The organism is Pseudoalteromonas sp. KS88 (genome assembly GCF_004766475.1).
Lineage (GTDB): Bacteria > Pseudomonadota > Gammaproteobacteria > Enterobacterales > Alteromonadaceae > Pseudoalteromonas.
Map to the genome: position 1 here is coordinate 56,181 of NZ_PYHV01000016.1, position 20,370 is coordinate 76,550.

Genomic DNA, 20,370 nt, shown 5'->3' on the forward strand with positions numbered 1-20,370 from the left:
CTAAATGCCTTCCCAAGTAAGCGTTTGTGTTGAGCGTTTTGCGGCAGCAAACAGATTTAAACCATCTGCTGCATGCTCTAAACCAAACACATATGGTTTCTTGCTTTTTTGACCTTGCTGAAAAGATGTTAGCTCCTCGGCTATGTCGCTGTATAAGTTTGCAAATGCTTCGACAAAGCCAGTGGGATGGCCTGGCTTCATTCGGTTATATCTAAATTGGTGTGCGTAATCGCATTGACCTGCACGGTCTAATATTTCCCTTCGACCATCATTAAAATTAAGTTCTAACTCATCGGGATTTAGTTGCAACCACTTGGCACTCCCAATATCACCATAAACTCTAACTTGTAGTCCATTTCTGTGCCCAATCGCTGTTTTCGACATCCACATGCTACCTTTGATGCCACTGGCGTACTTTAATAACATTTGTACGTCATCGACTAAGTCAATGTATTGAGAGTGGTTACTAAATTCAGCAAGGGTGTGACTTGGCTCTTCATTTAATAAAAAACTACTTAAATGGTGAAGGTGTACACCTAAATCTAGGCAGATTGTAGGTACTTCAGCGTCTTGCAGTCGCCATGCTTGCGGTTGCGACGTTTTACCCGCAATATCAGGAGGTCGGCGAAAGCCTTCTTGTGGCATTTCTAAATGAATTTTTTGAATTTCCCCTAACTTTCCTGAGCTAATTAAGTGCTTTAATTCTCGCACCATAGCATATCCACTGTAATTAAAGGTTACCGCTAAAAATTGTTTTTCAGGATCGTAATATGGCTTAAGTGCAGCGATTTCTTTTGGGCCGCATACCATGGCTTTTTCACAAATCACGGGTAGCTTTTTTTCAAATAAATATTGTAGAACTTCTAAATGATGTGGTGTGGGAGTGAGCACTACAAATGCATCTATATTCTCTCGTTCTATTTCGACCATCTGCTTCCAATCATCGTAAACGCGCTCTGAGGAAACACCCCAATGAACACCTGTCGCTTTGTTGTTTTCTTGGTTACGACAAAAAGCACCAGCAACAACTTGAAACTTATGATCCATGTGAGCTGCACAAAAGTGAACATAGCCAACTGCAGATGTGTTACCCCCGCCAATAAATGCGAGTTTGAACGTTGGGTGAGTTTGTAGCATAGCAGCCTCATGTTTCATAAAATGACATATTTATATCGTCAAAAAGGTTGAAAACTTTAATTTAAGATTTGATGTAAGGTGTTAATTACTAAATGCACTTCATGGTCTTGCAACGCTGGATGCAAGGGGAGGGTGATAGCCCTCTGGTAATATTTTTCAGCATTAGGGAAGTCACCAGCACTAAAGCCCATAGCTTTATAATAAGGTTGTAAATGTATTGGGATATAATGCAAGTGGCCAATAATTCCAGCAGCTCGAAGTTGGGTTATCACATTTTTGTGCTGTTCAATATCGCTATTTTTAAGTTGAACTATGTATAAATGATAAGCTGAATAGCATGTGTTGCTCTGTTGCAATGGGCGAATCAGATTAAGATCTAAGTGTGCATCATATGTTTTAGCTAAAAAGTGACGCTGGTTAACAAACTCATCAACTTTACTTAACTGACTCATACCTAATGCCGCATGCAAATCAGTCATTCGATAGTTAAAACCAAGCTCAATTTGTTGGTAGTACCAAGGGCCATGACTTGGCTCGGTCATTTCGGTTGGATCTGTGGTTAGACCGTGACTTCTTAACCTTTTTAAACGTTTTGCTAAATTATCACTATTTGTTACAGCCATTCCACCTTCGGCAGAGGTGATTATTTTTACAGGGTGGAAGCTGAATATGCAAATGTCTGAAAATTCACAATTACCAACAGGTTTGTCTAAATATTTCGCACCAATAGCATGAGAGGCGTCTTCAATAATTTTAAAATCATATTTATGAGCTAGCTTGTGAATAGCTTGCATATCACATGACTGACCCGCTAAATGAACGGGGATCACAACCTTTGGTAAGCAATTATTTTTTTTGGCTAGAAGCAATTTTTTTTCTAGTTCCAAAACTGACATATTGCCTGTATTTAAGTCAATATCGACAAAATCAATTTTAGCCCCACAGTACAAAGCGCAGTTTGCTGAAGCAACAAATGAAATCGGGGAGGTCCAAACAATATCCCCCTTGCCAACGTCAAGCGCTAAACAAGCAATATGTAATGCTGATGTTGCACTATTAACAGCTACACCGTGTTTTGCTTCACAATAACTAGCAACAGAATCTTCAAATGCTGGTACTTTGGGGCCTTGTGTGAGCCAATCAGATTTTAAGACATCAACAACCGCATCAATGTCAGTTTGATCAATAGATTGTTTGCCATAGGGAATCATAAAAGTGCCTGAATATTAAATGCACGTATTTCTTCGATCGTTAAGAAGTGTGAGTTACTCAGTGAGTTGTACTCAAATCCGACCTCTACTTTATTCCCTTTCTCTTTGAGCGCATTAGTATCGAAGTCGTTGCATCGACTGCTAAATTTTATTCCTGGAGCAATAACAAAGTGGTCATCAAACTCAAAAGTGTCAAAACATAAATCGGCGGGGCACATTACTTCATGTAGTTTTTCACCTGGGCGAATACCAATGACTTTGATGGGTAAGTTTGGTGCCATTGCTTTAGCTAAGTCAGTTATTTTAATAGAGGGTATTTTTGGCACAAAAATTTCGCCACCTAACATTCTTTCGAAATTTTTAAGAACAAAGTCCACGCCTTGCTGAAGATTTATCCAAAAGCGAGTCATTTCATTGTGTGTTATAGGAATATGATCACGGCCCTGGTCAATAAACTTTTGAAAGATAGGTACAACAGATCCGCGTGAACAAACAACATTGCCATAACGCACAACTGAGAAGGTAGTTTGATTTCCACCTGCAATATTATTTGCAGCAACAAATAGTTTGTCAGAGGCAAGCTTTGTTGCACCGTATAAGTTGATTGGATTGGCGGCTTTATCAGTTGAGAGCGCTATTACTTTTTCCACATCATTATCAAGGGCGGCATCAATCACGTTTTCGGCACCATTAATATTAGTTTTGATGCATTCCATAGGGTTGTATTCGGCGGCTGGCACTTGCTTAAGGGCTGCGGCATGTATAACGTAATTAACACCCCGCATAGCTCTTTTTAAGCGGTCTTTATCTCGTACATCACCTATGAAATAACGCATGCATGGTTGATCAAACTCTTGTTGCATTTCGAACTGTTTAAGTTCATCACGCGAGAAGATAATGATCTTTTTCGGGTTGTATCGCTCAAGTAGAGTTTTTACGTATTTTTTACCGAATGACCCGGTACCACCGGTAATTAGAATTGTTTTGTTATCGAACATAATGTTATCCAAGTTATTTATCATTGGCGTTTTTATACGCATTGTGAAATTTTGGCACTTTTCTCAGTACTTTACATATTAACTTAGTTTGATAGCAAGCACGATGCCAAGTTAATTTAATTAAACCATGGTACATAGTGCAAAAATTGGCAAATTAAGCTATAATTTAACCAATTCAGTGTGTCGGAGCCCTGTTATGAAAATTCAATCACCTTCATCAAATATTTTAAACCAAACTCAGCAAACGGGTAATAAGCTTTTAGAACAACTTGCTACAGGTAAAAAAGTAAATTCAGCAGCAGACGATGCAGCTGCTTTACAAATTATTGACCGTTTAACGTCTCAACAAAACGGTTACAGTCAAGCTGTGAACAATGCATACGATGGTATTTCTTATTCACAAGCGACAGAATCAAATTTATCTAACGTAAATGACGCTGTATCTCGTATCAAGGAGTTGTCTATTCAAGCAGGCAATGGGGCGCTGAATGACAGTGACCGCAGTGCCTTACAAGAAGAGGTTGTTCAACTTCAAAGTCAAATATCTGAAACGTTCGAAAATGCGAGTTTTGCAGGAAAGCCTTTATTTGATGGTCAAGCTGTCTCGTTTCAAGTTGGTGCTGATGCGAATACAAACCAGACGGTTAATTCTACAGACGGTAGTTTTGCCTCTGCACTATCAACTATTGATATTTCAACTCAAGCAGGTGCTCAAGCTGCGCTCGATATTAGTGAGCAAGCAAGTGAGGAAATAAATGCCCAACGCGCAGAGCTTGGGGCTTTTCAGAATACCCTGGCCAGTACAATTAAAGGGTTAGGTACCCAACAGGAAAATATTGCCGCCAGCCAAAGTCGTATTCAAGATACTAACTATGCTCAAGCTGTGTCGCAGCAAATATCTAATGATGTTTTATCTCAAGCGTCTATGGCATTACGTGGTCAAGCAAATCAATCCGCTGAGTCTATTTTAGGCTTACTATAGAGTTGATTTTAAAACAGTAATTATTAAGTATTACTTATCGCTATATCAACGGCAGTTTTTTGGCAATGATGTCAAAAAACTGCCACTCAATGCTTGCATCCCTGTCAAACTCGCTTACAATTTAGTTTATTAATAGCTTGTTGTGACTGTGGTTCGCTAACTAATGATCTTAATCTTAGATAATAATAATAATCGTGCGATTGGTTTACATGCTTCGCTGACTTTTATCGGTGAAACAGTATTAAACCTTGCTGAAGATAAATTTGAACAAGAGTGTAGCAGCTACCAAAAACAAGAATGTATGGTTATTTTAGGAGCTTTAAGTAGCTTCAACCATGAAAGTTTGATAAAGCGTTATCCTACTGTCCCATTCCTACTTATAGGTGAAACCTTAAAGCCTTTGCTCAGTATTGCAAACGTAGTGGGCTTAATTTCTGAGCCATTTAATCATGATATTACAACGCAGCTATTGCATGACTGTCAGCAATACCAGCGAATGCTCCCGAATGACCATAAATATCACAAACCACACAAATCGTTTGATGGTTTAGTTGGGGAAACGGATGCCGTAAAAGATGTACGATTTTTAATTGAGCAGGTGGCTAAAACAGATGCGAATGTTTTAATCCTTGGAGAGTCGGGCACAGGTAAAGAAGTCGTTGCGCGAAATGTTCACTTATTGTCTAAGCGCAATTCAGGTCCATTTGTACCAGTAAACTGTGGAGCGATTCCTGGCGAGCTGCTAGAAAGTGAATTATTCGGTCACGAAAAAGGCGCATTTACGGGCGCTATTTCTGCACGAAAAGGGCGCTTTGAATTGGCTCAAGGTGGTACGCTATTTCTTGATGAAATCGGCGATATGCCACTGCAAATGCAAGTTAAATTATTACGCGTGTTGCAAGAAAGAAGCTATGAACGAGTCGGTGGAACAAAAGCTATTCAGGCCGATGTGCGGGTGATTGCTGCAACGCACCGAAATTTAGAAGATATGATAGAGCAAGGATCTTTTCGTGAAGATCTTTATTACCGTTTAAACGTATTTCCGATCGAGAATCCTTCTTTAGCGCAGCGCGCTGACGACATACCACTTTTGCTAAAAGAGTTAATGCGCCGTGTAAATGAGCAAAGCGGCACGACAGCTAAGTTTACAGAACGTGCTATTGAAAGCCTTAAAGAGCATGCTTGGCCTGGTAATATCCGTGAACTAGCTAACCTCGTAGAGCGCATGGTGATAATGTTTCCTGAGAAGGTCGTAGATGTTCCTGATTTGCCAGCAAAATATCGTTATATTGAAGTTGATGCCTATGAGCCTCAATATCCTGAGGAACTAATGGAACGCGATGCGTTTAATGATATTTTCAGTACTGGGTTTAGCGATTACGATGATGAGCCTGAGGTTGAAGTGGCTTCGTCTGATTCCGGGTTACTACCCGATGAGGGCATTGAGTTAAAAGAGTATTTAGCAGAGCTTGAGATAAGCCTTATAACTCAAGCGCTTGAACGCTACGATTATGTCGTTGCTCGGGCCGCTGAAATTCTAGGAGTAAGACGCACAACCCTTGTTGAAAAAATGAAAAAATATAACCTTTCGCGAGACTAACTCGCGTTAGGTTAAACCATTCCAGCTTTACCAAATATATCGTTATAAATACTCTTTTATAATCTCTGTTTTTCTAAAACACTCATTACTGTGGTCGTTTACCATACCGCATGCTTGCATGTGTGCGTACACAGTCGTTGGGCCTAAAAACTTAAAGCCACGCTTTTTTAAATCTTTAGCGAAAGCTGTTGATATTTCAGTGATGGCGGGGTAATCGCTTAATTCATTTAAGTTACTAATTAGTGGTTTGTTGTCTACAAATTGCCATTGATAATTACTAAAGCTGCCAAATTCTTGCTGTATTTCAATAAAGCGTTTTGCGTTGTTGATTGTTGCTGCAATCTTCAAGCGGTTTCTCACAATCCCATCAAAAAGCATTAAGCGCTCAACATCGTCGTCGGTAAATAACGCTACTTTTTTAACGTCAAAATTTTCAAAGGCATGTCTGTAGCCGCTTCGTTTTTTTAATATGGTATACCAGCTTAGTCCAGCTTGAGCTGATTCAAGTGTTATAAACTCAAATAATTTTTGGTCGTCGTAAAGTGGCACTCCCCACTCTTCATCGTGGTAGGCAACATAATCTTGCTTTGAAGTATCAAGCCATGGGCAACGACACTGAGCATTTTTATTCATTGTGTGTTTTCCTTGTGTCAGTTTATTGTCACGTAAAATATACTCTAAGTTTATGAATTATAATTAATATATTTTTGGTACGAATTGTGCATTTGTCACCGTAGAGAACCTTTATGAGAGTTTACCATGGCACTTGCAAACGTGTTGAAACCACAATTTATCACAGCTAATCAATATAACCCATGCCTTCAACAAGAAGAGTATGTGGGGGAGCTTAGTGAGCTTCGTCAACAAGCGAGTTGGTTGAGCCATTTGGTTGATACTATGCCAGCTGGCGTTATTGTGCTTGATGGTCGTGGCATGATTGCTAAGGCGAATCAAATTGCAATTGATATGCTAGGTGAACCACTCGAAGGCGAGAAATGGTTCAGTATTATCCAACGTTCTTTTCGTCCACAACAAGACGATGGCCATGAAGTTTCATTAAAAGATGGTCGATTGATAAAGTTAGATATTACGGCATTAGCACCAGAGCCAGGCCAGTTAATTCTCATGACAGATTTAACCGAAACGCGTCGCTTACAAACGCGTGTGGCCCACATGCAGCGCTTGAGTGCGCTGGGTAAAATGGTGGCATCATTAGCTCATCAAGTTCGTACTCCGTTGTCTGCTGCTATGTTATACGCAGCTAATTTAGGCTCAAAACGTTTACCTGAGGCTTCGCGTGGTAATTTTCACACAAAATTAATGTCGCGTCTGAAAGATCTTGAAACTCAAGTGAACGACATGCTGCTGTTTGCAAAAAGTGGCGATCAGCAAGTTGTAGAGCAGGTTTCTATGCAGCAATTACTTACCGAAGTTAAAGCTGGCTCAGATGCAATGGTTGCTCTTAATAGCAGTGAGCTTGATGTCAATTTACCAGAGCCCGATATTGCTATTATGGGCAATAAAACAGCGTTAGCCAGTGCGATACAAAACTTAATTCATAATAGTATTCAAGTTATTGGCTCTGGCGCTTTAGTTCGTGTAAATGCGATAAGAGATGCTCATTCAGATGATCTTGTGCGTATTAGCGTGTGCGATAACGGCCCTGGAATAGATATGTCGCAGGCTGAGAAACTGTTTGAACCATTTTTTACCACAAAAAGTCAAGGCACGGGCCTTGGTTTGGCTGTGGTTAGCTCTGTTGCTAGCGCTCATCAGGGCAGGGTTGAGGTTACCAATAATACACAAGGTGGGGCATGTTTTAGCATATTACTGCCTATTTGTACTGAATCTAAAGCGGTGGAGGCATTATGAGTAATAACACTATTTTAGTTGTTGAAGATGACGCAGGTCTTCGTGAAGCATTAATCGATACTTTAGAGATGTCAGGTATTGCCTGTGTTGCGGCCAATAGTGCAGAGCAAGCCATGCTGCTGTTAAAAAAAGACAGCTTTTCTTTGGTGGTGAGTGATGTACAAATGGGCGCGATGAGTGGGCTTGATTTATTACGTAGCATTAATTTAAATCACCCTGATTTACCAGTGCTGATGATGACAGCATACGCCACTATTGATGATGCCGTTGAGGCAATGCGCCTAGGGGCAATCGACTACATGGCGAAACCATTTGCGCCAGAAGTATTATTAAATATGGTGAGTCGTTACTTACCAGAGCCCGAAAAAGAAACAGATGGTCCCATTGTTGCTGATCCATCAAGTATTCAATTGCTTGAGCTTGCGGCAAAGGTCGCCAAATCTGATGCCAGCGTAATGGTGTTGGGCCCAAGTGGTTCCGGTAAAGAAGTGCTTGCGCGATTTATTCATGATAAATCAGCACGTTCAAACGAGCCATTTGTTGCAATTAATTGTGCTGCTATACCTGAAAACATGCTCGAAGCCACTCTCTTTGGCTATGAAAAGGGTGCCTTTACGGGAGCGATTCAAGCGTGCCCAGGTAAGTTCGAGCAAGCACAGGGCGGTACAATCTTGCTCGATGAAATCACCGAGATGGATTTAAGTTTACAAGCCAAATTACTACGTGTATTGCAAGAACGTGAAGTAGAGCGATTAGGTGGCCGTAAAACAATTAAGCTTAACGTTCGCGTGCTGGCAACCAGCAACCGAGACTTAAAAGATGCCGTTAGTGAGCATAAGTTTAGAGAAGATTTATATTACAGGCTCAATGTGTTTCCACTGATGTGGCGCCCGTTGTGTGAACGCCCGGGTGATATAGTGGTATTAGCTAAGCACTTAATTGAGCGCCATTTGGCGAAAAGTAAAGAATCCATTGCTCAGCTTAGCGATAGCGCACAGCAAAAGCTGCTGTCGCATCAATGGCCAGGGAATGTTCGTGAGCTTGATAATGTTATTCAACGCGCATTAATCTTGAGAAACGGTGACGTTATTGATGAGAGTGCTATATTCATCGAGAATTTAGCGCCTAGTGCGTGTGTAAGTGCGAGCTCGGTTGCACCGCAAGCACCTAATGATATAGCGAACCCAACAATTGCAGCTAAAGTACAGCATAATGAGATGATGGATGAGCTTCCTAGTTTAGATTCAGGTACTTACAAAGATGAACTAAAGGATAAAGAGCATCGCATTATTTTAGAAACGTTAACGCGGTGTCGAGGCAAGCGAAAAGATGTGGCTGAAACGTTAGGTATCAGCCCAAGAACATTGCGTTATAAGTTGGCGCAAATGCGAGATTTAGGTATTGCTCTACCAGCTTAAAAGTCTATTCTGACCAATTTCAAAAGACACTCAGCCATGCTGAGTGTCTTCATGTCAAAACTCTGACATTTAATAATCTCTCTTAACTTACTGAAATATAGTTGTTATTTTATTGGCATGGTTTGTGCTTTATCTAGTTATTAGTAAAGTGCATCGTCAGAGATAATTATGAAAATTCAAAATAGTGCGTTATTCCAAGAAATGCAGTCTATGGCTCTTGAAGCTGGCCGTAGTAATTCAAATAATGCTATTCCAACGCAAACACAACCTACTTCGTCTGCACAATTTGGTGATTTGTTAACAAATGCCTTAGACACAGTGAGCAATCATCAACGAGAAGCGAAAGAAAAAGTCACAGCTTTAGAGATGGGCGACAGAAGTGTATCGCTTGCTGAAGTGATGATTGCTTCTCAAAAATCATCCGTCGCGTTTGAGGCTACTGTTCAAGTTCGTAATAAACTTGTTGAGTCTTATAAAGAAATCATGAACATGCCTGTCTAAGCTGGGTAGTGGAGAATTATTGTGGCGCAATCTAATCAATCAACCGACCTTGCATTAGCAGGCGGTGGTGCTATCAACCAAACTGATAACGACGATCAGCAAGAGCAAAAGTCGGGCTATTTAAGTGCATTAAATGGTGTTGACGTATTGCGCCAGGTTACCTTAATTATCGCATTAGCTATTTGCTTGGCCATCGCCATTTTTGTCATTATCTGGGCGCGTCAGCCTGACATGCGCCCATTGGGTAAAATGCCGACTGAAGAGCTTATTCAAACTCTTGACTTTTTAGACGCGCAAAAAATTGAATATGAACTTGATGGCAACCTAATTTCGGTTGCAGAGGATGAGTATCAAAATATAAAGTTACTCATGACACGTGAAGGGTTAGACCAAGCACCTGCATCAGGTACTGATATTATCATGCAAGATATGGGTTTTGGTGTAAGCCAGCGTTTAGAGCGTGAACGTTTAAAGCATGGCCGTGAGCAGCAATTAGCGCGTACTATTGAAGAGTTAAAGAATGTCACTCGGGCTAAAGTGTTATTAGCCATTCCAAAAGAAAATGTATTTGCTCGTCGTGAAAAAGAGCCTTCGGCAACAGTTGTGTTAACCCTAAAACGTGGGCGTATGCTTGATAGTGAGGAAGTTGATTCTATCGTTGATATTATTGCTTCAGCTGTTCAAGGGCTATCACCATCTCGTGTTACGGTTACTGATCAAAATGGTCGTTTGTTGAATTCTGGCTCTCAAAGCTCTTTAGCTGCTCGTTCAAGAAAAGAGTACGATATTGAACGTAAGCGTGAACAAGAATACCTACAAAAAATTGACAGTATTTTAATGCCTGTGATTGGTATGGGTAATTACACTGCCCAAGTAGATTTAAGCATGGACTTTAGTGCTGTTGAGGAGACGCAAAAACGTTTCAATCCAGACTTACCAGCTGTTAGAAGCGAAACCACATTTGAAGAAAACAACATTGGTGGTCTAGCTGTTGGTATACCAGGGGCGCTAACAAATCAACCGCCAACTAATTCAAACATCCCTGAAGTTGCAGGGCAGGGCGGTGCAGGCTCTGGTACTACACCAAGCAGTAGCCATAAAGAAGCAACTCGTAACTATGAGTTAGACACCACCATTTCTCATAAACGTCAGCAAACTGGGGTTATTCGTAGAATTAGCGTATCAGTTGCAGTCGATTACTTACCAACAGTAGGTGAAAATGGCGAAACAACGATGGTGCCACGTTCTGTTGAAGCGTTGTCAAATATTCGTCGCCTATTGCAAGGTGGTGTGGGTTTTGATTTGCAACGAGGTGATGCACTTGAAGTTGTTACCGTGCCATTCGTGCGTGAAGAGTTAGCTGTTGCAGAAGAAATACCACTTTGGGAGCAAAGCTGGTTTATGAAAGTGGTACGTCTAGCGTTAGGTGCATTGGTTATTATTGTACTAATAATGGCGGTTGTTAAACCTATGCTTAAACGCCTTATTTACCCAGATGATACGTTGGAAGAGTATGATGATGACGCGTTAAGTTCAGGCGTAGACATTGGCGACAATACACTCGATATGCTAAATAAAGACTTTGATTCTGCTTCGGTTGGCTTTGCAAGTGATGGTACACTACAGTTACCAGACCTTCATGGCGATGAAGATTTACTCAAAGCGGTACGAGCTTTAGTTGCCAATGAACCAGAATTATCATCACAAGTAGTGAAAGCGTGGTTAACAGAAGATGACTGATCAAGAGCCAGAACAAAAACAATTACCAGCAGCCTTTGACGTTGATAAACTAGATGGAGTAGATAAGGCCGCCATATTACTACTTAGTTTATCAGAAGAGGATGCTGCTCAAATACTTAAGCACTTAGAACCCAAGCAAGTGCAAAAAGTGGGTATGGCTATGGCTGCCATTGATGATCTATCACAAGCGAAGATAAGTGCAGTTCATAATCTATTTATCGAACAAATTCAAAGCTTCAGTACGATAGGCTTCCAGTCTGAAGACTTTATTAAAAAAGCACTAACAGCTGCGCTTGGTGAAGATAAAGCGGCTAGTTTGATAGACCAAATTGTTATGGGGTCAGGTGCAAAAGGCCTAGATTCATTGAAATGGATGGACTCCAAACAGGTTGCTAACATTATTCGAAATGAGCACCCTCAGATACAAACGATTGTATTGTCTTATTTAGAGCCTGAGCAATCAGCGGAAATACTTGCCCAGTTCCCAGAGAAAGTTAGGCTAGATTTGACCATGCGTATAGCTAATCTTGAGGAAGTTCAACCTGCGGCATTACAAGAGTTGAATGAAATCATGGAGAAACAGTTTGCTGGTCAAGCCGGAGCACAAGCAGCCAAAATGGGTGGCTTAAAAGCGGCTGCAGACATATTGAATTATTTAGATACGAATGTTGAAGGACAGTTAATGGATTCAATTCGTGAGCATGATGAAGAGATGTCACAACAGATTCAAGATTTAATGTTTGTATTTGAAAACTTGATGGATGTAGAAGACAGAGGCATCCAGGCCATTTTACGCGAAGTTCAACAAGATGTATTAATGAAAGCTATTAAAGGGACTGATGAAGGCCTTAAGGATAAAATTCTTGGCAATATGTCTAAACGTGCAGCCGACATGTTAGCAGATGATTTAGAAGCTATGGCACCGGTACGTATTAGTGAAGTTGAAGCTGCGCAAAAAGAAATTTTATCTACGGCACGTCGCTTAGCTGATTCTGGCGAGATCATGCTCGGTGGTGGTGGTGGCGAGGAGTTCTTGTAAACCATGAATAAGCCTCGCTCTTCTCAAGGTCAGCCATTAACTGAAAATGAAGCTGATGAGTTATTACAAAACTGGCCTATCCCCGATGTAACGCAAGACACTCGTAAATTCGACGGTCGCTCTACAGCGTTTGGCACACCATTGGCTGAGTTGTACAAAAAAGAAGTTAAAGAACCAATTGAAGAGCCTGAACCTGAAGAAGCATTGCCTAACCTTACAATGGCTGAGCTTGAGCGTATTCGCCAAGATGCTTACGAAGAAGGCTTAAAGCAAGGTCATGAACAAGGTTATATTGATGGTTTTGAAAAAGGGGTTTCTGAAGGCAAAGAGGCAGGCTACAAAGAAGGAGTCGAACTTGGTAAAACTCAGGGACAAGAGGAAGTAAAACCCCTTATTGAAGAACAATTAACAGCGTTAAAATCACTTATTGATAGCTTAACCGCACCGCTTAATAAAGTAGACGAAGAGGCTGAAAAACAATTAATACAACTTGCTGTTATGCTAGCCGAAGCATTGATATATCAAGAAGTAAAAACGTCACCTGAAGTATTATTACATAGCTTAAAGCATTGCATTGATGCACTAGGTGAACAGCAACAAGCTGTGCGTATACACCTCAATCCAGATGATATTGAATTAGTTAAAAATAGTTATGGTGAGCAAGCCATCGTTGAGAGTCAGTGGCAGCTTATCCCTGAGCCAACGCTTGAACGCGGAGGCTGCCAAGTCAAAACACCGCAATCCTCGGTAGATATGACGCTTAAAATCCGTGTCAAAGAAACGTTGGATAGCTTTTTGCATAGTAGTGGTATCTAAGCTAATAATTGGTTTGTAATGAACACACAACCTCTCCCATTGAGCGAGCGCTTACAGGGGTATCAAAAGCATATTCATAGCCCAACGCCAGCCGTTGCCGGTATTCTTACCCGAGTAGTTGGTTTAACGTTAGAAGCAAAAGGGCTTCGTGCGCCTGTTGGCAGTCAATGTAAAATTGAAACCATGCGTGGTTTTGTAGACGCTGAAATAGTTGGCTTTAACGATCAAACACTTTATCTGATGCCTAACGATCATATATCAGGCGTGCTACCTGGTGCGCGAGTGATACCCCAAATCAATGAAACGGGTTTACCTGTTGGTATGTCCTTATTGGGTCGTGTTGTCGATGGTCTAGGCCGTCCGCTTGATGGCTTAGGGCCTATTAATGCAGAGCACTATTTAAAATTCGCACAAAACACCATCAATCCACTTTCTCGCAGACCCATTAGTCAACCAATGGATGTGGGAGTTCGTGCCATTAATTCAGTAATTACAGTTGGACAAGGGCAACGGATGGGGTTGTTTGCAGGTTCCGGTGTGGGTAAATCAGTGTTATTGGGTATGATGACACGAGGTTCCGAGGCCGATGTTATTGTGGTCGGTTTAGTAGGGGAGCGTGGGCGAGAAGTAAAGGAGTTTATTGAAGAAATTCTTGGCGTTGAAGGACGTAAGCGCTCAGTTGTTGTTGCAGCCCCCGCTGATGCATCACCTCTGATGCGTTTAAAAGGGTGTGAAAGTGCGGTGACGATTGCTGAGTATTTTCGCGATCAAGGCCTAAATGTTTTATTGCTCCTAGACTCGGTAACGCGATACGCCATGGCGCAACGTGAAATAGCCTTGGCTGTGGGTGAGCCTCCAGCGACGAAAGGTTATCCACCTTCAGTTTTTGCTAAGCTTCCTGCGCTGGTGGAACGAGCTGGTAATGGCGGCGAAGGGCAAGGTTCAATTACCGCATTTTTTACAGTGCTCAGTGAAGGGGATGATATGCAAGACCCTATTGCTGATGCAGCGCGTGCAATCCTGGATGGTCATATCGTATTATCACGTGATTTAGCTGATAGTGGGCATTATCCTGCAATAGACATTGAAAAATCGATCTCTCGTGTTATGCCGCAAGTTGTTTCTGAGCCGCATATGCAACAAGCAAGAGTGCTAAAACAAGTTTATTCCATGTACCAGCAAAACAAAGATATGATCACTTTGGGCGCTTACCAAAAAGGCACTGATCAAATGCTTGATCAAGCAATTAATATGATGCCACGTGTCAATGCATTCTTACAGCAAGGGATGAAAGACGTGATCAGTTATGATGAAGGCTTGCAAGGACTTGCACAGTTACTGGGGCAATCATAATGGCAAATAATAAACTCAACTTACTGCTAAAGATGGAAAAAGAAAAAGAAGAATCTTTACGCATGCATTACCTACAAGCACAGCAGCACTTTCAATCTAATCAACAAAAGCTGCAAGGACTCAACAATTTTAGAATGGAGTATACCCAGCAGCTTCATATTAAAGGCCAATCCGGATTAAGCAGTGCCGGGTTTAGTCAATATCATGCTTTTATTGCGAAGATTGAAGAAGCTATTCGCCAGCAAGCCAGTACGGTGAATACAGCGAGGCAGGTTGTTAGCCAGCGACAAAGTTTGTGGTTAAAGCAACAGGTAAAAGCGAAAGCGATTGAAAAACTGATTGAAAAACAACAGCAAAAAGCAACTGCGATTGAATTAAAAAATGAGCAACGAATGCTTGATGAGTTTTCATTGAACCAATTCTTTCAAAGGCGCAATGCGCTTTAGTTGTTAAATATTAATAGTAGGCATATATATTGCTTGGTTACATGTGACGTCTTTATTTTGGCAAGCTGCGGCGGCAAATTGCCACATTTTAATGTAGGTGAATTATGGCGATTAATGATCTATCAGCACTCATTTCAACAGAGCAAGATATTAAATTTGCTAAAAAAGAGCAATCACAACAAGCTGCTATTGATGAAAAGTCAGGCTCAGAGAGTGACTTTTTCTCTCAGTTACAAAGCGCTAATAGCGCCACTGAAGAGCCTAATAAAAAAAGTAAAGGCTCTGCCTCACCACAGTTGAGTGAAAGTGATACACAAGATGCCGTGCAATCAAAGCAAAAAAAAGAGTCCGCAGCGGTTATTTCTGGTGATGATATGCTCGCTCAAATTAACGCCGCAAACAACCTTGATACTCGTGTGAGCACATCAGAGCCAAATAAATCTTTGACTTCAGTAAGTGAGTTAATTGATAAATATGCTCAAGAAAGCCTCGATCCAAAAGATATAAAACCTAAAGCCCTGCGTCCAATTGACGACGTTACTCCAATTATAAAAAAGCCTTTAGAAGATGATAGCAGTGAAGGCTTACCTAACAACTCAGTCATACCTAGCGATAAATCGGCCGTTGCTGAAGCAATTGATAAAAACCTTAAACAAACAGGGTTTCCCGAAGATGCCGTTACTCCAATTGTTGATGATGTTAAAGCTATAAAAGCACCTGAAACACAGAATGGGACTAACAAATCAGCAAGTAGCGTGGATATGCCTAGTATTAACGCCTCTACAGAAAACACTAAAAATGCCCAGCCACTTGCTTCACTTTTGGCGCAAGAGTCTGTAGGTGACACTTCAAAGGGTGAAGCCGCGGTATTAGCTACCCAGACGAACAAGAGTAAAGTTGATGAAGCTAATAAGGCCGTTTCAACGAATTCAGGTGCAGCAATAAAAGAGCCAACAAAACTAATGAGTGAAAAGGGAGAAGTAGCTTCGCAAGTGCTGACACCTTCATCAAATACTGCTACTAAACAAGGCGCAGCTGTAATAGATGAGGCGTTAGTGAATAGCTCAGCTGGAAATGATAAAACCGGTTTTAAGTCAGTGGTTTCAGCTCCGGTGGGGGATGCAAAAAATAGTGTTGAAGCCGGTACAGCACAAATGCAAGACACAGCTAAAATAGCAAAAACAGTAGGTGCTGAGCCTACCTTGCCTAAGGATGCTCAAGCATTAAAAGATGCATTTATTGCAGCTCAATCACCTACAACGTCAGCTGCTGTTAAAACCACTCAGTCTGCTTCGGAAATTGCGAAAAGCTCTGAAGTAAATCAAACAGTTATGAAGCTCCTTAATGCAGAAACAGACGTTTTAACAGGAAGTGATCAAGTTCTTTCCCGTTTGACAACAGAGCAACGTGCCACATTGCAAACGCAAGTAAATGCAGTGCTAAGTCAAGGAGTTGATAAACAAGGCCTTGCGAATTTAAAACACACTGTTGCACAATTTATTGCAAATAATAACTCTGCTAACTCAGCCCAAAATGTCGATGCTACTTCGAGTTTTAACGCGGTAGAATTCAGTGACGAGATCGCTAATTTAACAACAGGGCAGAAGCAAGCTTTATCTGAACAGCTTCAGCAGTTTATCGCAACTGAGAAACCTCAGGGGGCGGTATTAAATCAAGTGAAAGCGGCACTAGCTGTGCTTGATGAAGATCAAATGACCATGACTAAAGAGTCAACAACTACCTCAAAAGAGCCATTACAGGTTGCACAGCCTATAGCGACTAATCAAGTTGAAACAGCGAAGTCACAATCGGGACAAGCCATATTTGTTAAGATGACTGCGCAAGAGCAAGCTATTAAATCTGATATTCAACAAGACGTAGCAAAAGAAGCATTGGTAGCAGATGATGAAAAAATTGAGCAGATAGCATCTAAAGAGAGTAATGCGGTGCGTGTAAATCAACTATTTACACAAGTGACCAATATAGCAAGCACCTCAATGACCCAATCTATAAATGAAGCGATTGATCAGCGTTACTCTGAAGAGCTTAGCAATATGCAGGTGCTAAATGCGCAACAAACCAGTGCGACGTCACAAACAAAACAAGTAAATGTAGACCCTACTTTAATGCAAGCATTGAACATTGTTAAAAGTGATGCTGCAAAATTATTGCAAGAACGGGTAAGTGCGCTACTTAGCATTAATAATAAAGAAGCTGAAATACGATTAGATCCGCCAGAAATGGGCAGCATGCAAATTCGTATTCGCAGCGATGCAGAGCAAGCACAAATAAACTTTGTTGTACAAAACCAACAAGCCAAAGAAGCGCTAGAGCAGTCGATGCCTAAATTACGCGAAATGCTTGCGGAGCAGGGTATTGAGCTTGGAGAGAGCAGTATCCAACAAGGTGATAGCCAAGGTAATGCTGACGAACAAGAGCAGCAACAGGGACGCGGGCAGCTTGCATCTAATGGTCAAAGTGATGATGGATCTGCGGATTCTGAACCAAGTGCGCAAAGTTCAGGCCAACAATCTTCATCTTCAATAGATTACTATGCCTAACACCTGCTATTATAAAGTTATAAAAATAACTAATTAGTTTTTAGTTTAAGATGTTTCTAAAGCACTAAACTATATGAGTAACAAAATAAAGTCTGATTTATTAACAAAACTGCTTTAGGTTGAGGTTTTTATTGGACTTGATATGTATGTTATTTATATCGAAATGTTTAAAAAGAGTTGCTTGAGATATCTTCTTTATTCTAAGCTCTGATGAGAAAGCTTGATGGGTTAACGCAGTTGTTTTATTACCCACTTTTAAGGCAGTAAGGAATTATAATGGCTGAAGAAGCAAATTTAGAAATAGAAGAAGGCGGTAAAAGTAAGAAGAAGCTGATTATAATCATTGCCGTTGTTGTTTTATTAATTGCAGGTGGTGTTGGGTTTTTCTTAATGTCAGGTTCAGATGAACCTGCTGAAACATTAGCTGATGAAACAGTTGCTACAGAAGAAGTTGAATCGTCTAATAACGCCAAAATTGGCAGCGCCCTTTATGTGGCAATGCCCAGACCTTTCGTTTTTAATGTGCCAGGTGCAAGTAGAGACCGCGTTGTACAAATTAAAGTCCAACTTTTAGTTCGTGGTGATGTGAATGAAGAAGTAGCCAAAAGACATATCCCATTAATTGAAGGTACATTGTTAAGTGTTTTTTCTACCACAACGGCTGACGAGCTTGGCACCAGTGAAGGTAAAGAGACGTTGCGAGTTGCTGCACTTGAAAAAGTACAAACGGCATTAAATGATGTTGAAGGCAGTAAAGTAATTGAGCGGGTTTTATTTACCGGCTTTGTAATGCAATAAGGGGCCTGCGTGAGCGATTTATTATCCCAAGACGAAATTGATGCGCTATTACACGGCGTTGATGAAGTCGAAGAGGAAGATATAGAAGATGGTGAAGAAGGGGGCGGTGGTAACACACTGCAATACGACTTTTCTTCCCAAGACCGTATCGTTCGTGGACGTATGCCAACGCTCGAAATCGTTAACGAGCGTTTTGCCCGACATATGCGAATAAGCTTATTCAATATGATGCGCCGCACCGCTGAAGTGTCAATCAACGGCGTACAAATGATAAAATTCGGTGAATATATTCACACTTTATTTGTACCTACTAGCCTTAATATGGTTCGCTTTCGACCTCTAAAAGGGACGGGCTTAATAACTATGGAAGCGCGGTTAGTATTTATCTTGGTAGACAACTTTTTCGGTGGCGATGGCCGTTATCATGCCAAAATAGAAGGGCGTGAATTTACGCCTACAGAACGTCGTATTGTGCAAATGCTACTAAAAATAATTTTTGAAGATTATAAAGAAGCATGGGCACCGGTTATGGATGTTTCCTTTGAATACCTCGATTCTGAAGTAAACCCAGCAATGGCAAACATTGTTAGTCCAACGGAAGTTGTCGTAATTAGTTCTTTTCACATAGAGCTCGATGGCGGTGGTGGGGATTTCCATATCGCACTGCCATATTCAATGCTTGAACCTATTCGTGAATTACTTGACGCTGGTGTACAGTCTGACACTGAGGATACTGATCTTCGTTGGAGTAAAGCATTACGTGATGAAATTATGGATGTTGAAGTTGAGCTTTCTACGCAACTGCTTGAAGTGGATCTAAATTTAGAACAAATAATGGAATTTAAAGCGGGTGATATTATCCCTGTAGAAATGCCAGAACATATCACTGTGTTTGTTGAGGATTTACCAACATTTAGAGCGAAAATGGGTCGCTCTCGTGACAATGTGGCATTACAAATTAGTGAAAAGATTAAACGACCTGAGTCAGTTAAATCAGAATTACACGTCTTTACAAAAGGTGGTAAAAAACTTGATTCAGATGCAGAGTTAGCAGAACTAGAAGACGATTTACACCTTTCTGAAGGTGTGGATTTAGACTGGTAAAGAAAAGGTTTAAAAGTATGAGTGATGACCAAGATACTATGGATGAATGGGCGGCAGCCCTAGCAGAAGCAGAAGGCACTGATGACGGTGCGGATGCACAAGTTGCAGAGCTTGATGAGCTTAGTGACGCTAAACACGAAATGAGTACGGAAGAAAAACGTAAGCTTGATACTATTTTAGATATTCCAGTGACTATTTCTATGGAAGTGGGTCGTTCTAAAATTAATATCCGTAACTTATTACAATTAAATCAGGGGTCAGTGGTTGAGCTTGATCGGGTTGCGGGTGAACCGCTTGATGTGTTGGTAAATGGCACATTAATAGCGCACGGTGAAGTTGTTGTGGTAAATGACAAGTTTGGTATTCGCCTTACTGACGTTATCAGCCAAGTAGAACGGATCAAAAAATTACGATGAGTGGTTGGATTATACTCTCTTCCACAGTTAGTACCGTTACTCCATCGGCAACCCCGATGGGGGACATTGTATCAATGGCTATGTCACTGATTACGGTGTTAGTGTTGATTATCGTACTCGCAATCATGGTAAAAAAGGTAAACCCTAATTTAACCAATAGCGATGAATTTAAAGTTGTTCGCAGTTTGCCACTCAGTACACGAGAACGTTTGATGGTGGTTGAGATTGATAACGCCCAGCACTTATTAGGCGTCACACCGCACAGTATTAATTATCTACTGAAGCTGGAAACACCCTTAACAGAAAAAGAATTACCTGCTTTGGTCAAACGATTTGGTAATTTACTAAACTCTAATCAGAATAAAAAGAACGCATAAT

The 20,370-nt window shown here is 41.0% G+C and carries 19 protein-coding genes; 15 read left to right on the forward strand and 4 right to left on the reverse strand.

The genetic code is table 11. The annotated features are described in order from the left end of the window. The 3 genes from C7Y70_RS10260 to pseB are packed head-to-tail and all read right to left on the reverse strand — an operon-like array spanning position 1 to position 3,346. A complete protein-coding gene (locus C7Y70_RS10260; RefSeq protein WP_245321474.1) occupies positions 1–1,155 on the reverse strand; it encodes a Gfo/Idh/MocA family oxidoreductase in 1,155 nt (384 codons plus the stop codon). A 38-nt stretch (positions 1,156–1,193) separates the two neighbouring features. Continuing rightward, entirely contained in the window at positions 1,194–2,348 is a 1,155-nt protein-coding gene (pseC, locus tag C7Y70_RS10265; RefSeq protein ID WP_135474861.1) for a UDP-4-amino-4,6-dideoxy-N-acetyl-beta-L-altrosamine transaminase, read from the reverse strand. Next, a complete protein-coding gene (pseB, locus tag C7Y70_RS10270) occupies positions 2,345–3,346 on the reverse strand; it encodes a UDP-N-acetylglucosamine 4,6-dehydratase (inverting) (protein WP_135474863.1) in 1,002 nt (333 codons plus the stop codon). Before pseB ends, pseC begins: the two co-directional genes overlap by 4 nt. A gap of 196 nt (positions 3,347–3,542) precedes the next feature. On the opposite strand from pseB, the gene C7Y70_RS10275 reads away from it, so the two are divergent. Both C7Y70_RS10275 and C7Y70_RS10280 read left to right on the forward strand, forming a co-directional pair. Further along, positions 3,543–4,328 (forward strand): flagellin, encoded by a 786-nt coding sequence (locus C7Y70_RS10275; RefSeq protein ID WP_135474865.1) that lies wholly within the window; start codon positions 3,543–3,545, stop codon positions 4,326–4,328. A 163-nt stretch (positions 4,329–4,491) separates the two neighbouring features. Continuing rightward, positions 4,492–5,928 carry a sigma-54-dependent Fis family transcriptional regulator gene (locus C7Y70_RS10280; protein ID WP_135474867.1) on the forward strand — a complete coding sequence of 479 codons (1,437 nt, stop codon included), beginning with the start codon at positions 4,492–4,494 and terminating at the stop codon, positions 5,926–5,928. A gap of 42 nt (positions 5,929–5,970) precedes the next feature. On the opposite strand, the gene C7Y70_RS10285 is transcribed toward C7Y70_RS10280, so the two are convergent. Further along, complete coding sequence (locus tag C7Y70_RS10285) at positions 5,971–6,561, reverse strand: DNA-3-methyladenine glycosylase I (RefSeq protein ID WP_135474869.1); 591 nt, start codon at positions 6,559–6,561, stop codon at positions 5,971–5,973. Positions 6,562–6,687: 126 nt separating this feature from the next. Here C7Y70_RS10285 and C7Y70_RS10290 point away from each other — a divergent pair, with 126 nt between their 5' ends. The 13 genes from C7Y70_RS10290 (at position 6,688) to fliO (ending at position 20,369) form a co-directional block, all read left to right on the forward strand. After that, positions 6,688–7,800, forward strand: a complete 1,113-nt coding sequence (locus tag C7Y70_RS10290) for an ATP-binding protein (RefSeq protein ID WP_099296736.1) — start codon at positions 6,688–6,690, stop codon at positions 7,798–7,800. Beyond that, complete coding sequence (locus C7Y70_RS10295) at positions 7,797–9,218, forward strand: sigma-54 dependent transcriptional regulator (RefSeq protein WP_099296735.1); 1,422 nt, start codon at positions 7,797–7,799, stop codon at positions 9,216–9,218. Before C7Y70_RS10290 ends, C7Y70_RS10295 begins: the two co-directional genes overlap by 4 nt. Positions 9,219–9,386: 168 nt before the next feature. Continuing rightward, positions 9,387–9,719: a flagellar hook-basal body complex protein FliE gene (gene fliE, locus C7Y70_RS10300; protein WP_099296734.1), complete on the forward strand. Its 333-nt coding sequence runs from the start codon at positions 9,387–9,389 to the stop codon at positions 9,717–9,719. Between the two features lie 21 nt (positions 9,720–9,740). Next, complete coding sequence (gene fliF, locus C7Y70_RS10305) at positions 9,741–11,459, forward strand: flagellar basal-body MS-ring/collar protein FliF (protein ID WP_099296733.1); 1,719 nt, start codon at positions 9,741–9,743, stop codon at positions 11,457–11,459. Next, the gene (fliG, locus tag C7Y70_RS10310; RefSeq protein WP_099296732.1) at positions 11,452–12,498 is read left to right on the forward strand and encodes a flagellar motor switch protein FliG; all 1,047 of its coding nucleotides are present in this window, start codon (positions 11,452–11,454) and stop codon (positions 12,496–12,498) included. Before fliF ends, fliG begins: the two co-directional genes overlap by 8 nt. Positions 12,499–12,501: 3 nt before the next feature. Then, on the forward strand, positions 12,502–13,314 hold the full coding sequence (gene fliH, locus C7Y70_RS10315; RefSeq protein ID WP_135474871.1) for a flagellar assembly protein FliH: 813 nt from the start codon (positions 12,502–12,504) through the stop codon (positions 13,312–13,314). Positions 13,315–13,332: 18 nt separating this feature from the next. Then, positions 13,333–14,667, forward strand: coding sequence for a flagellar protein export ATPase FliI (fliI, locus tag C7Y70_RS10320; protein ID WP_099296730.1), 1,335 nt, complete (start codon positions 13,333–13,335; stop codon positions 14,665–14,667). Further along, positions 14,667–15,113: a flagellar export protein FliJ gene (gene fliJ / locus C7Y70_RS10325; RefSeq protein ID WP_099296729.1), complete on the forward strand. Its 447-nt coding sequence runs from the start codon at positions 14,667–14,669 to the stop codon at positions 15,111–15,113. Before fliI ends, fliJ begins: the two co-directional genes overlap by 1 nt. Positions 15,114–15,217: 104 nt before the next feature. Continuing rightward, complete coding sequence (locus tag C7Y70_RS10330) at positions 15,218–17,674, forward strand: flagellar hook-length control protein FliK (protein ID WP_135474873.1); 2,457 nt, start codon at positions 15,218–15,220, stop codon at positions 17,672–17,674. Between the two features lie 276 nt (positions 17,675–17,950). Next, the gene (gene fliL, locus C7Y70_RS10335; RefSeq protein WP_099296727.1) at positions 17,951–18,472 is read left to right on the forward strand and encodes a flagellar basal body-associated protein FliL; all 522 of its coding nucleotides are present in this window, start codon (positions 17,951–17,953) and stop codon (positions 18,470–18,472) included. Between the two features lie 9 nt (positions 18,473–18,481). Further along, positions 18,482–19,576, forward strand: a complete 1,095-nt coding sequence (gene fliM, locus C7Y70_RS10340; protein ID WP_099296726.1) for a flagellar motor switch protein FliM — start codon at positions 18,482–18,484, stop codon at positions 19,574–19,576. Positions 19,577–19,593: 17 nt separating this feature from the next. Beyond that, positions 19,594–19,992 (forward strand): flagellar motor switch protein FliN, encoded by a 399-nt coding sequence (gene fliN, locus C7Y70_RS10345; protein WP_135474875.1) that lies wholly within the window; start codon positions 19,594–19,596, stop codon positions 19,990–19,992. Next, positions 19,989–20,369 carry a flagellar biosynthetic protein FliO gene (gene fliO, locus C7Y70_RS10350; RefSeq protein ID WP_099296724.1) on the forward strand — a complete coding sequence of 127 codons (381 nt, stop codon included), beginning with the start codon at positions 19,989–19,991 and terminating at the stop codon, positions 20,367–20,369. The genes fliN and fliO overlap by 4 nt, the downstream gene beginning before the upstream one ends. Position 20,370 lies beyond the last annotated feature (1 nt).